This window comes from Thermomonas sp. XSG (assembly GCF_014678725.1).
Classification (GTDB): domain Bacteria; phylum Pseudomonadota; class Gammaproteobacteria; order Xanthomonadales; family Xanthomonadaceae; genus Thermomonas.
In genome coordinates this window covers 2,129,237-2,141,659 of sequence record NZ_CP061497.1, presented here as the reverse complement: position 1 = coordinate 2,141,659, position 12,423 = coordinate 2,129,237, and the positions used below count along the sequence as shown (strand labels likewise).

The 12,423-nt window shown below is 67.9% G+C and carries 11 protein-coding genes; 4 read left to right on the top strand and 7 right to left on the bottom strand.

What is annotated here, in order from left to right; genetic code table 11:
• Positions 1-11 precede the first annotated feature (11 nt).
• Both ICG51_RS10095 and ICG51_RS10090 read right to left on the bottom strand, forming a co-directional pair.
• Positions 12-1,898, bottom strand: a complete 1,887-nt coding sequence (locus tag ICG51_RS10095; protein WP_190280243.1) for a M48 family metallopeptidase — start codon at positions 1,896-1,898, stop codon at positions 12-14.
• Positions 1,899-1,970: 72 nt separating this feature from the next.
• Positions 1,971-2,567, bottom strand: a complete 597-nt coding sequence (locus ICG51_RS10090) for a LemA family protein (protein WP_190280242.1) — start codon at positions 2,565-2,567, stop codon at positions 1,971-1,973.
• Between the two features lie 82 nt (positions 2,568-2,649).
• On the opposite strand from ICG51_RS10090, the gene ICG51_RS10085 reads away from it, so the two are divergent.
• Positions 2,650-3,996, top strand: coding sequence for a serine hydrolase domain-containing protein (locus ICG51_RS10085; RefSeq protein WP_190280241.1), 1,347 nt, complete (start codon positions 2,650-2,652; stop codon positions 3,994-3,996).
• 111 nt (positions 3,997-4,107) lie between these two features.
• On the opposite strand, the gene ICG51_RS10080 is transcribed toward ICG51_RS10085, so the two are convergent.
• The 5 genes from ICG51_RS10080 to ICG51_RS10060 form a co-directional block, all read right to left on the bottom strand.
• Positions 4,108-4,608: a histone H1-like repetitive region-containing protein gene (locus tag ICG51_RS10080; RefSeq protein WP_223809585.1), complete on the bottom strand. Its 501-nt coding sequence runs from the start codon at positions 4,606-4,608 to the stop codon at positions 4,108-4,110.
• 859 nt (positions 4,609-5,467) lie between these two features.
• Positions 5,468-5,863 carry a glycine cleavage system protein GcvH gene (gene gcvH / locus ICG51_RS10075; RefSeq protein ID WP_190280239.1) on the bottom strand — a complete coding sequence of 132 codons (396 nt, stop codon included), beginning with the start codon at positions 5,861-5,863 and terminating at the stop codon, positions 5,468-5,470.
• A gap of 64 nt (positions 5,864-5,927) precedes the next feature.
• A complete protein-coding gene (gene gcvT / locus ICG51_RS10070; RefSeq protein ID WP_190280238.1) occupies positions 5,928-7,028 on the bottom strand; it encodes a glycine cleavage system aminomethyltransferase GcvT in 1,101 nt (366 codons plus the stop codon).
• Positions 7,029-7,077: 49 nt separating this feature from the next.
• Positions 7,078-7,524 carry an NfeD family protein gene (locus ICG51_RS10065; RefSeq protein ID WP_190280237.1) on the bottom strand — a complete coding sequence of 149 codons (447 nt, stop codon included), beginning with the start codon at positions 7,522-7,524 and terminating at the stop codon, positions 7,078-7,080.
• A gap of 2 nt (positions 7,525-7,526) precedes the next feature.
• Positions 7,527-8,465, bottom strand: a complete 939-nt coding sequence (locus tag ICG51_RS10060; RefSeq protein ID WP_190280236.1) for an SPFH domain-containing protein — start codon at positions 8,463-8,465, stop codon at positions 7,527-7,529.
• A gap of 163 nt (positions 8,466-8,628) precedes the next feature.
• Here ICG51_RS10060 and ICG51_RS10055 point away from each other — a divergent pair, with 163 nt between their 5' ends.
• The 3 genes from ICG51_RS10055 to ICG51_RS10045 all read left to right on the top strand — a co-directional run bounded on the left by ICG51_RS10055 (position 8,629) and on the right by ICG51_RS10045 (position 12,102).
• Complete coding sequence (locus tag ICG51_RS10055; RefSeq protein ID WP_190280235.1) at positions 8,629-9,762, top strand: GGDEF domain-containing protein; 1,134 nt, start codon at positions 8,629-8,631, stop codon at positions 9,760-9,762.
• Between the two features lie 85 nt (positions 9,763-9,847).
• Entirely contained in the window at positions 9,848-11,128 is a 1,281-nt protein-coding gene (locus ICG51_RS10050) for a nucleoside permease (RefSeq protein ID WP_190280234.1), read from the top strand.
• Between the two features lie 2 nt (positions 11,129-11,130).
• The gene (locus ICG51_RS10045) at positions 11,131-12,102 is read left to right on the top strand and encodes a ribokinase (RefSeq protein WP_190280233.1); all 972 of its coding nucleotides are present in this window, start codon (positions 11,131-11,133) and stop codon (positions 12,100-12,102) included.
• Positions 12,103-12,423: the final 321 nt, after the last annotated feature.

Here is a 12,423-nt window from a genome sequence, read left to right as displayed (position 1 = left end):
AGTGGCAACCCTCACTCACCCAGCATCGGCGGCAGCGGGCAGTGGAGCACGCCGCAGATCGTGCGCAGCAGCTCGGCTTCGGCCACGCTGACGCGGCCGTCGCTGCTGATCGCATCGGTGACCGCCTCCACCAGCGCCTGCTTGGCCAGCGGGTCCAGCGCGTCCAGCGGCTCCCAAACCGCGTCCAGCGCCTGCACGCCTGCCGCGGGCGGCGCATAGGCCAGGTGGTCGCGCGGCAGCACGCGCTGCAGCCCGGCGAGATAGGCGCGGCGCGCGGCTGCCTCATCGTCGTGGCCGCTGCGCGCCACCACCGCCAGCAGGGTGGCGAATTCATTGCGCACGTTGCCGGGCTTGCGTCGGCCGAAGCGGGCATAGCGTGCGGGATCCAGTGATTCGCGCACCTGCACCTGCAGCAGCTGCGCCAGGCAGTATTCGAACAGCGAGACCTGGCCGTCGGCATCGATAACGGCCCGCACGGTATCGAGGAATCGCTCCAGCTGCGGGCGCGGACGCAGCCGCAACACCGGGAAGGCCAGCGCCGCCAGCGGCAACCGCAGGGCCGGGTGCAGGTCGGCGGTCAGCTGCTGGTGGATGCGCAGGGCGTGATCGGCAGCTCCGTCGCCGAGTCGCTCGGCGATCACCTTGCGCTGCGCGTCCATCACGTCGTCGGCTTCCGCCAGCAGCAGCGCCAGCAGCAGCGCCATCACCGTCTCGCGATCGCGAGCCAGGTCGCGCAGCGCCTCGGGGACCGCATCGACGATCGCATCGGCGCGGCGGTAGTCATCGGACGCCGGCGTGGCCACCTGCGCGGCCACGCGCGGGGGCGACACCCGTACCCGTTCGCGCAAACCCGGCAACGCCGCGGCCCCGGCATCGACCAGACCCAGTGCGATGTCTTCCTGCAGTCCATCCGGCGGGACAGCGCGCCATTCGGCGCGAAGGCGCTCGAGTTGTTCGTCGCGGAAACCCGGCTCGAGCGCGCGGATGCGTTCCAGCAGCGGCGGATGGGTGGCGAACAGGCTGGAAAAACCCACCCCGTCGCCGAACAGCATGTGGCTGACCTCTTCGGCGTCGCCGCGGTGGCTGAGCCGCGAACCCTCGCCCACCCCTGCGATCTTCTTCAGCGCCCCGGCCAGCCCCGCGGTCTGGCGGGTGAACTGGACCGCGCTGGCGTCGGCCAACCGCTCGCGCGAGCGGCTGACCCCTGCCTTGATCAGTCGGCCGAAGAACAGTCCCACGTAGCCGATCACCATCGCCACCAGCGCGGCCACCAGCAGGGCGCCGGCGTTCTTGTTGCGGCTGCCACCGAAGCGGCCGTATTCCAGCACCTTGCGGCCGATCAGGCCGATCATCAGGATCCCGAACAGCACCCCGATCAAGCGCACGTTGAGCCGCATGTCGCCATTGAGGATGTGGCTGAACTCGTGCGCGATCACGCCCTGCAGCTCGTCGCGGTTGAGCCGCTCCAGGGTGCCGCGGGTCACCGCCACCACCGCATCGGACGGGCTGAAGCCGGCGGCGAAGGCGTTGATGCCGGCCTCCTCCTCCAGCACGTAGAGCTTGGGCACCGGCACGCCGGAGGCGATGGCGATTTCCTCCACCACGTTGCGCAGCCGCCGCAGCGACAGGTCGGTGGTGTCCGCCGGCACCAGCGTGCCGCCCATCTGCTGGGCGACCACCTCGCCTCCACCGCCCAGGCTGGCGATGCGATAGAGCGAGCCGAACAGGATCGTCAGCAGGGTGATCCCGGTGGTGAAGGCCAGCATCTTCCACGATGGCGCGACCAGCCAGGCGGCCAGATCGACCGCGGCCACGATGCCGGCCACCGCCAGCCCGAACAGGAAAACCAGCCGCGCCGAAGCGCGGCGCGCATTGGCTTGGTGCTCGAAGAAATTCATGGCTGGAAGGCGTCCCTCATCCGGCCGTTGGCGACTTTCTCCCCGCGCGGCAGGGAGAAGGAGCGGGTGCGATCAGAACTGCACCTTCGGCGCTTCGCGCACCTGCGCCTGCTTGTCGGCCGGGATCTCCAGCAGGGTGGCCGGCTGGAAGCCGAACATGCCCGCGAACACGCTGTTGGGGAACACTTCGCGCTTGTTGTTGTAGGCCATCACCATGTCGTTGAAGGCCTGCCGCGCGAACGCGACCTTGTTCTCGGTACTGGTCAGCTCCTCGGTGAGCTGCATCATGTTCTGGTTGGCCTTGAGGTCAGGATAGGCCTCGGCCACCGCCAGCAGGCGGCCCAACCCGGCATTGAGCTGGCCCTGCGCGGCCGCCAGCTGCGCCATCGCCTCCGGATCGCCGGGGTTGGCCTTGGCCGCGGCCAGGCCCGACTGCGCGGCCGAGCGGGCGGCGATCACCGCCTCCAGCGTCTCGCGCTCGTGCGCCATGTATTTCTTCGCCACCTCGACCAGGTTCGGGATCAGGTCGAAGCGGCGCTGCAGCTGCACGTCGATCTGCGCAAAGGCGTTCTTGTAGGCGTTTCGCGCCGTCACCAGGCCGTTGTAGATGCCGACGGCCCAGAACACGAGCACGGCCACAATCGCCAGGAAAATCAGAAGGCTAACCATTGAAGCTCCCCTTGTTCATGCAATCGCGGAAACAGGCGCTAGAATCGACCCGTCGTCGCAGCATACGCAGGGGGCACAGCCGATGAAAGAGCGCACCCGGGCACATATCTGGAAAGCCGGTCTGGTCGCGGCCCTGCTGCCGCTGGCGGCCGGTTCCGCCACCCAGGGCGGTGTACCGTCCAGCGGTACCATCGCCCGCACAGCCGCCGCCATGGCGACGGACCTGCCGCCTGCCCTGCCGCTGCCGGCCGCGGCCACCAGTCTCGACATCGCACGCTTCGAGGCGATTGCCGAAGCGCTCGTCGCCAATGGCCGCATTCCCGGCCTGGCGATGGCGATCGTCAAGGATGGCCGCATCCTCAGCGCGCGTGGTTACGGCATCACCGACACCCGCGCACCGGAGCCGGTGGACGCCCACACGGTGTTCCGCCTGGCCTCGCTGTCGAAGTCCTTCGCCGGCACCATGACCGGGATCCTGGTCAACGACGGCATGCTGCGCTGGGACAGCCGGCTCACCGACTACGTGCCCTCGTTCCGGATGTCGATGCCCGACGCGGCACAGCGGATCACCGTTGCGGACATCCTGAGCCACCGCATGGGCCTGACCCACAACGCGTTCGACCGCGACCTGGAAGGCAATGCGAACTACCACGACCTGACCCTGCGCATGGCCAACGCGCCGATGACCTGCGCGCCGGGCGACTGCTACGCCTATCAGAACGTGGCGTTCAGCCTGATCGGCGACATCGTGTTCGCCACCACCGGCCAGTTCTACAGCGAGGCGGTGGCGCGCCGCATCTTCAAGCCACTGGGCATGAACGACGCCAGCTACGGCCTGGAAGGCATCGAGGCCAGTGCGCGGTGGGCGCGACCGCACGTGCGCGGACGCGGCGGCTGGGTGTCGCTGACGCCCAAGCCCACCTACTACCGGGTGGCGCCGGCCGCCGGCGTCAACGCCAGCATCAGCGACATGGCGCAATGGCTGCTTGCACACACCGGCCACCGCCCGGAAGTGCTCCCGGCGCCTCTGCTGGCAACCCTGCACACGCCAGTCGTGGCGACGCCCAGCGAGATCCGGGGCGCTTCCTGGCGGCGCAGCCGGCTGAGCACTGCCGGCTACGCGCTCGGCTGGCGCGCCTACAACTATTCCGGGCACCAAGTGGTCTTCCACGGCGGCGCTGTGCAGGGCTATCGCGGTGCGATGGCGCTGGTGCCGGAGCAGGACCTAGGCGTGGTGATCCTCTGGAACAGCGAAAGCGCCCTGCCCGGCGGCCTGCTGCCGACCATTCTGGACAATGCCTTGGGGATGAGCGCCGGCCAGTGGCTGGACGACGAAACCCTCGATGGTTCCGAAGACATGCTCTATGCCGACCGCAACGCCACGCCGTCCGGCGCAAGCGCGTCCGCGTCCAAGGCCTCGCCCCCCTGATCCGCGCATAGCCGCGCCAAAAAGAAACCCCTCCCGCCTGGGCAACGGGAAGGGGTCTTCAGGATCTTGCTGACGCCGACGTAGGCAGCGCCCGCGCCGGTCGCGACTTTCTTACAGCGTCGGCACCGGAGCAGCCGGCATCTGCGGAGCAGCGGCAGGCTTGGCCTTCTTGGCAGCAGGCTTCTTCGCAGCCGGCTTCTTGGCAACGGCCTTCTTCGCCGCCGGCTTCTTGGCGACAGCCTTCTTCGCTGCCGGCTTCTTGGCGACGGCCTTCTTGGCAACGGCCTTCTTCGCCGCCGGCTTCTTGGCGACGGCCTTCTTGGCGACGGCCTTCTTCGCAACAGCCTTCTTCGCCGCCGGCTTCTTGGCGACGGCCTTCTTTGCGGCCTTCTTGGCGACCGGCTTCTTGGCAACAGCCTTCTTCGCGACCTTCTTGGCCGCCGGCTTCTTGGCAACGGCCTTCTTCACCGCCTTCTTGGCGGCCGGCTTCTTGGCGACAGCCTTCTTTGCAACCTTCTTGGCCGCCGGCTTCTTGGCGACAGCCTTCTTGGCAACCTTCTTCGCCGCCGGTTTCTTGGCAACGGCTTTCTTCGCAGCTTTCTTAACAGCCATGGGATGGCTCCTCGTCATTGGGTAAATCGGTAAAGCCCAGTTACGAAAGACATCGCAGGTATCGGACCTGCGATCGACCGCCGGCGCGCCAGGCGCACCGGACCGGATGCTGCTTCAATGCCGACGGCAGGCGCCGCATCGAAAAACGACTTTTCCTTGCCACTAAAAAACCTGCGGCGCGATACGCGGCAGGCTTCGAAGTGGACACCTCCGGAACCGGCGAGCCGGCATCCGCGTGAGAGACGGGGCACCTGCATCCACTTTCCGCAGCAGCGGGTGGAGTTGGTTGTGGCGCCGTCGGCTCTTGCGTTCTGCTTGCTCACTTGCTTCTGCAGGAAATGTCTGCTGGGCGAAACCTAATCACGCTTTTTTCTAGTGTCAACAATCTTTCGCGAAGTTTTTTTCCGTGGCGTGCGAGAACGCTGCGCACGTCACCATGTTCACACCGCGTGCGCGCATGCCACCCGCGTGCGCGATGCAATGACACACGCCAGGTGGATGCCACGCACGCAAGCAACGGCGCGGCTTGCAGCGATTCCCCGTGATCCGCACGCGGAGTCACGGACGTCATCGCGCTACTCGCCGGGTGCGCGCGTGCGACGTTCGTCGACAGGACGCGTGCCGTTGCGATTCGACGCCGGATTTCGCGTCGCACAAGTGCGTTTGCGCGAAAACTGCGCGAACTTTCCGCGGCCATCCGCCGCGCGCGCGGCGTTGGCAGCGCGCATCGCACAGGTGTTCGCACTGTGCCGCATGACCACGACGGCGTCGCGGAAGATGCGCCGGCAACCTGTCGGCGGGCAAGAAAAAACCCGCGGCGTTTCCGCCGCGGGTTTCCGGGTGCGCGCTGGAAGGGCGATCAGTGCTCTTCGCTTTCCAGCAGCTCCGCGTACTCGTCCGGACCCAGCAGCTCGTTGAGCTGCTCGGCATCGGAAACTTCGACCACGAACAGCCAGCCATCGCCGTAGGCATCCTCGTTGATGGTCTCCGGCTTGTCGGCCAGCGCCTCGTTGACCTCGAGGACCTTGCCGCTGACCGGGGCGTAGACATCGGAAGCCGCCTTCACCGACTCCACCACCGCGCAGGCGTTGCCGGCCTCGACCGTGTCGCCGATGTTGGGCAGCTCCACGTAGACCAAGTCGCCGAGCAGGCCCTGGGCGTGATCGGAGATGCCGATGACGGCCCGGCCATTGCCTTCGGCGCGGACCCATTCGTGGGATTTGAGGAACTTGAGATCGCCGGGGATGTCGCTCATCGGGTGGCTCCTGTTGCGCAGTGCGTGGGGGTTGGGGAAGTCTAGCGAAGCGGAGGCGGAAAGGTCAGATGCCGGGCTGCACGGTGTTGTCGCGGACGAACGGGAACTTCACCACCCGCACCGGAACTTCCTTGCCGCGGATGTCCACGCGCACTTCGCCCGGCTCGCCGGCCGGGACGCGGGCGAACGCGATCGCCTTGCCGATGGTCGGCGAGAAGGTGCCGGACAGGATCTCGCCCTCGCCATTGGCGGTCAGCACCTTCTGGCCGTGGCGGAGCACGCCCTTCTCATCCATCACCAGGCCGATCATCTGGCGCGCGGTGCCGGCCGCCTGCTGGGCCTCCAGCGCGGCGCGACCGATGAAGTCCCGACCTTCGTCCAGCGAAACGGTCCAGGCCAGCGCGGCCTCGAACGGAGTGACGTCCTCGTCCATGTCCTGACCGTACAGGTTCATGCCGGCCTCCAGACGCAGGGTGTCGCGCGCGCCGAGGCCGGCCGGCTTCACGCCTGCCGCCAGCAGCGCGTTCCAGAACGCCACGGTCCGCGCTTCCGGCACGATCACCTCGAAGCCGTCCTCGCCGGTGTAGCCGGTGCGGGCGATGAACACCTCCACACCGTCCACGGTCTGCGCGGCGCGCGCGGAGAAGCGCGCGAGCTTGGAGACCGGCGCGCGGTCGTCCTCGCGCAGCAGGCCGATCACCTTCTCGCGGGCGCTGGGACCCTGCACGGCGACCATGCCGAACTCGGGGCGCTCCTTCACCTCGACCCCGAACGCCCTGGCCTGCTCGCCGATCCACGCCAGGTCCTTGTCGCGGGTGGAGGCGTTGACCACCAGGCGGAACCATTCCTCGGACATGAAATAGACGATCAGGTCATCGATCACGCCGCCGCGCTCGTTGAGCATCGCGGTGTACAGCGCCTTGCCCGGCTTCTGCAGCTTGTCGATCGAGTTGGCGACCAGATGGCGCAGGAACTCGCGGGTGCGCGCGCCCTCCAGATCGACCACGGTCATGTGGCTGACGTCGAACATGCCGACCTCGCGCCGCACCTGGTGGTGCTCGTCGAGCTGGGAGCCGTAGTGGATCGGCATGTCCCAGCCGCCGAAATCGACCATCTTGGCGCCGAGCGCGCGATGGGTGTCGTTGAGGATGGTCTTGTTGGTCATGGGGGCAGCCTGCTGCGTGGGGGATGCCATTATCCCAGACGGGTGCGCCCTACGCGCCCGTATGTGGCGCCGGCTCGACCTGCAGGGTCATGGCATCGCCCCCGGTGATGCGCACACGGGTCCCGGCCGGCAGGTCCGGCCCGGTGACGTTCCAGAAGGCATCGGCGATCTGGACGCGGCCGCGGCCATCGACGATGGCGCGCTCCAGCATCACCACCTGCCCGACCAGCGCGGCCGTGCGGCGGTTCAGCGCCGGCTGGTCGCTGGGTCGTTCGCTGCTGCGGAACCAGCGCCGATACACCTGGATGGACACGAAGCTGAGCGCGACGAACGCCGCCACCTGCACCAGCAGCGGGATCCCCGGGACCAGCAGCACGCCCAGCAGCACCGCCGCCGCGGCAAATCCCAGCCAGAGCATGAAGGCGCCGGGCGCCATCGCCTCGGCCGCGAACAGCAGCAGCGCGAACGCCGCCCAGGCGAACACGTCCCAGCGCATCGTCAGTTCCCCTGCTTCGCCGGGACCGACGGCTGCTTGGCCATCGCCTCGCGTGCCAGCTCGGCGATGCCGCCCAGCGAGCCGATGATCCCGGACGACTCCATCGGCATCATCACGAACTTCTGGTTCGGCGCCTGCGCCAGCTCCTTGAACGCCTCGATGTACTTCTGCGCCACGAAGTAGTTGATCGCCTGCACGTTGCCGGAGGCGATCGCGTCGGACACCATCTGGGTCGCCTTGGCCTCGGCTTCGGCCAGGCGCTCGCGCGCCTCGGCTTGGCGGAACGCCGCCTCCTTCTGGCCTTCCGCGGACAGGATCGCCGACTGCTTCTCGCCTTCGGCCTTGAGGATCTCGGCCTGGCGGAAGCCCTCGGCCTCCAGGATGTTGGCGCGCTTCTCGCGCTCGGCCTTCATCTGCCGGGCCATCGAATCGACCAGATCGCGCGGCGGCTGGATGTCCTTCAGCTCGATGCGGTTGACCTTCAGGCCCCAGGGATGGGTGGCCTGGTCCACCGCATGCAGCACCTTGGTGTTGATCTCGTCGCGCTTGGACAGCGACTCGTCCAGGTCCATCGAACCGATCGCGGTACGGATGTTGGTCATCACCAGATTGAGGATGGCCACCTCCAGCTGCGCCACTTCGTACGCCGCCTTGGCCGCGTCCAGCACCTGGAAATAGACCACGCCGTCCACCTTCACCACGGCGTTGTCCTTGGTGATGACGTCCTGGCTGGGCACGTCCATCACCTGTTCCATCATGTTGATCTTGCGACCCACGCCGTACACCACCGGCATCAGGAAGTGCAGCCCCGGTTCCATCGTGTGGGTGTAGCGCCCGAACCGCTCCACCGTCCACTGGTAGCCCTGCGGCACCATGCGCACGGTCTTGGACAGCAGGATGATGCCGGCGAGCAGCAGGATCAGAGCAAGTGCGGGTGCCATCGGATGTCCTCCCTGGATGATGCGTCCAGTATAGGTACCCGTGCCCGCAGGTGGGCGCAGCCGCGCAACGGCCGGACCCGTGGCAGGTTCCGGCCATCGCCAATGGCCGGCATTTGAGCCGCCGCGGCCTGCGCCCTATCCTGCCGGCCTACGGGGGAGATGCGTGAACAACATCGGACTGGGACTGCGGGAGTTCTGGCAGCAGCTGCGCGCACCGCCCGACGCGCTGATGCTGGAGCTCGGGGCCGGCGGCGAGCTGCTGGTGGCGAAGCTGCGCGCTGCGCTGTCGCTGGCGCTGCTGCTGCTGCCGCTGGTCAACATCGTCACCGGCGAATACATGCCCACCGAAGGCATCGCCGGGATGTTCGGGGTGATCCTGGCGGTGGCCGCTTCGCAGGTGCTGCTGTTGCTGGCGCGCCAGCAGCGCCGTTTCCGCTGGCTGCCGTGGGTGACCACCAGCTACGACGTCTCGCTGACAACCTTCGTACTGGCGCTACTGGCGCCGTCCTCGCTGGCGGCCAGCCTCAACAGCATGGTGGTGTGGGCGTTCTATCTGGTCGCCGTGTGCATGACCGCCCTGCGCAATGACGGCCGGCTGACGCTCTACACCGGCGCCCTGGCGATGCTGCAGTACGCAGCGCTGGCGGCGGCGGTGTTCGCGCTGGCGCAGACGCCGGAGCAGCTGGCATCGGCCGATTACGGCACCGCCCGCGTGTCCAACGTGCTGCAGCGCGTGATGTTGATCGCCATCGTCACCGCGATCACCGCCGCGGTGGTCTACCGCATGCAGCGGCTGGTGGAACTTTCCGGCAGCGACGGCCTGACCGGACTGCCCAACCGCACGTTGCTGGTGCACCACTTCCCCGCCCTGCTGGAAGGCGCGCGCGAGCACGGCGGCTCCCTTGCGCTGGGCCTGATCAACCTGGACTATTTCCGCCGCATCAACGACGAGGCCGGCCACGCCATCGGCGATCGCGCGCTGCGGCATGCCGTCGGCGTGCTGCGCGAAGGACTGGAGGAAGGCGACCTGCTGGTCCGGCTGGGCGGCGAGGAGTTCGTGCTGTTGATGCCGCTGCCGGCCGGACGTGCGTGGGAGCGGCTGGAAGCATTGCGCCGCGACCTGGCCACCCGGCCGTTCGTGGCCGATGCCGATGCCGATCCGCTGCGGATCACCTTCAGCGCCGGCCTTGCCTGCTGGCCGCAGGATGGCGCCGACCTGTCGCAGATGATGCGGCGCGCTGACCTGCGGCTGTCGCGGGCCAAACTGGAAGGCCGCAACCGGGTGGTGGTGCGCTGACCCGCCACGCCGCTTGCCGGCAATGCCCGCCATGACTAACCTGCGCGCTGCAGGCGCATCCCAGCCGCCTGGCCTGGGAGCCTACGTGAGCCTGAAGCTGCGCCTGACCATCATGAACTTCCTCCAGTTCTTCATCTGGGGGGCGTGGCTGATCACCATCGGCGCGTACTGGTTCCAGCACAAGCAGTGGTCCGGGACCAGCTTCGGCGCGATCTTCTCCACCATGGGCATCTCGGCGCTGTTCATGCCGGCACTGATGGGCGTGGTGGCCGACCGCTGGATCAGCGCGCAGAAGCTCTACGGCGCACTGCACCTGGCTGGTGCGGTGATGCTGTTCCTGGTGCCCACGGTGGACGACCCGCACACCATGTTCTGGGTGATGCTGGCGACGATGATCTGCTACATGCCGACGATCTCGCTGGCGATCGCGGTGGCCTACAACGCGCTCAAGCGCGAGGGGCTGGACGTCGTGCGCGACTATCCGCCAATCCGCGTGTGGGGCACGGTGGGCTTCATCGCCGCCCTGTGGACCACCAGCCTGCTGAAGCTGGAGACCTCGCCCGGCCAGTTCTACATCGCTGCCGCCGCCGCGCTGGTGCTGGGCCTGTACGCCTTCTCCCTGCCGCCCTGCCCGCCGACGCTGGGCAAGGACGCCGGCAAGCGCTCGCTGGTGGACGTGCTGGGGCTGTCCTCCTTCCGCCTGTTCCGCGACCGCAACATGGCGGTGTTCTTCGTGTTCGCGATGCTGCTGGGCGCGGCGCTGCAGCTCACCAACGCCTACGGCGACACCTTCCTGCACGACTTCGCGAACGTCGATGCCTACAAGGACACGCTGGCGGTGCGCTATCCCGCCATCATCATGTCCATCTCGCAGATCAGCGAAACCCTGTTCATCCTCACCATCCCGTTCTTCCTGCGCCGCTTCGGCATCAAGACGGTGATGACGATCAGCATGCTGGCGTGGTTCCTGCGCTTCGGCCTGTTCGCCTACGGCGATCCGGGCGCCGGCCTGTGGATGATCGTGCTGTCGTGCATCGTCTACGGCATGGCGTTCGACTTCTTCAATATCTCCGGCTCGCTGTTCGTGGAACAGCAGGCCGACCCGAAGATCCGCGCCAGCGCGCAGGGCCTGTACATGCTGATGACCAACGGTATCGGCGCGGTGCTCGGCAGCCTGGTGGCTGGCTTCGTGATCGACCATTGGTTCACCGCGCCGGACGGGGTCAAGGACTGGCGGGGCATCTGGACCGCCTTCGCGCTGTACTCGCTGGCGATGGCGGCGGCCTTCGTCCCGTTGTTCAAGCACCGCCACGAGCCGCACCGGGTGGTACCGGCGCACGGTCCGGCCGACGTGGGCAATCCCTGAGCATGGCGCGCGTCCTCGTCATCGGCTCTTTCAACGTCGACCACGTCTGGCGGGTTGCCTCGCTGCCCGCCCCTGGCGCCACCCTGAGCGGCAACTACGCCAGCGGCCCCGGTGGCAAGGGCTTCAACCAGGCCGTTGCCGCCCGCCGTGCCGGCGCGGATACGCGCTTTGCGTGCGCGCTAGGCGAGGACGTGGGCGCGCAACTCGCGCGTACCCTTTGCGCCGCCGACGGGATCGATCTGCACGCCGCGGTGGTCGCCGATCCCACAGGCACCGCCGGCATCTACGTCGATGCGCAGGGCCGCAACTGCATCGTGATCGGTGCCGGCGCGAACGCCGCCCTGGCGCCCGAGCATGTTGCCGGCGCGCTGGGCGACGCAGCGGCCGCCGACCTCGTGCTGGCGCAGCTGGAGTCGCCGCTGGACGCGGTCGCCCGGGCGCTGGATGCGGCCCGTGCCGCCGGCGCCACCGCGATGCTCAACCCGGCACCCGCCAACGTCGCCATCGACGAAACCATGCTGGTGCGGGCCGACATCCTGACCCCGAACGAAACCGAGTTCGCGGCCCTGGTCGGCCGCCACGTGGGCGAGCGCATCGATGCCGATGCGGTGGCCAGCCTCGACCAGCCGCGCCTGCATGCGCTTTGCCGCGAGCTGCTGCCGCACGGCAGCGTCATCGTCACCCTCGGCGCCAGCGGCTGCTTCGTCTCGCACGCCGAGTCGATGCCGCGCGGCGACAGCGCACCCTGCTACCGGGTGTCCGCGGAGCCCGCGCAGGCCATCGACACCACCGGCGCCGGCGATGCCTTCAACGGCGCATTGGCCGCTTCGCTGGTGCAACACCCCGACCGCGCCTTCGTCGAGCACGTGCGCTTCGCATCGCGCTACGCCGCCCGTTCCACCGAGCAGGCCGGCGCCGCACTGGCCATGCCGTACTTGTCCACGCAGGAGATGGCCGGACAGGGCGACGCCTGACCCCGGCGCGCCGCTGGCGCCAGCGCCCGATCCCAGAATTGTCAGGGGTCGGAATCGGAAACCGACTGCTCCGAGAAATGGTGGGTCATGATGGATTCGAACCATCGACCTCGGGTTGAGTTCGATTCGGAGACCGACTGTTCCGAGGAATGGTGGCCGTGATGGATTCGAACCATCGACCAGCGGGTTGAGTCCAATTCGGAGACCGACTGCTCCGAGGAATGGTGGCCGTGATGGATTCGAACCATCGACCAGCGGGTTGAGTCCGATTCGGAGACCGACTGCTCCGAGGAATGGTGGGCCGTGATGGATTCGAACCAT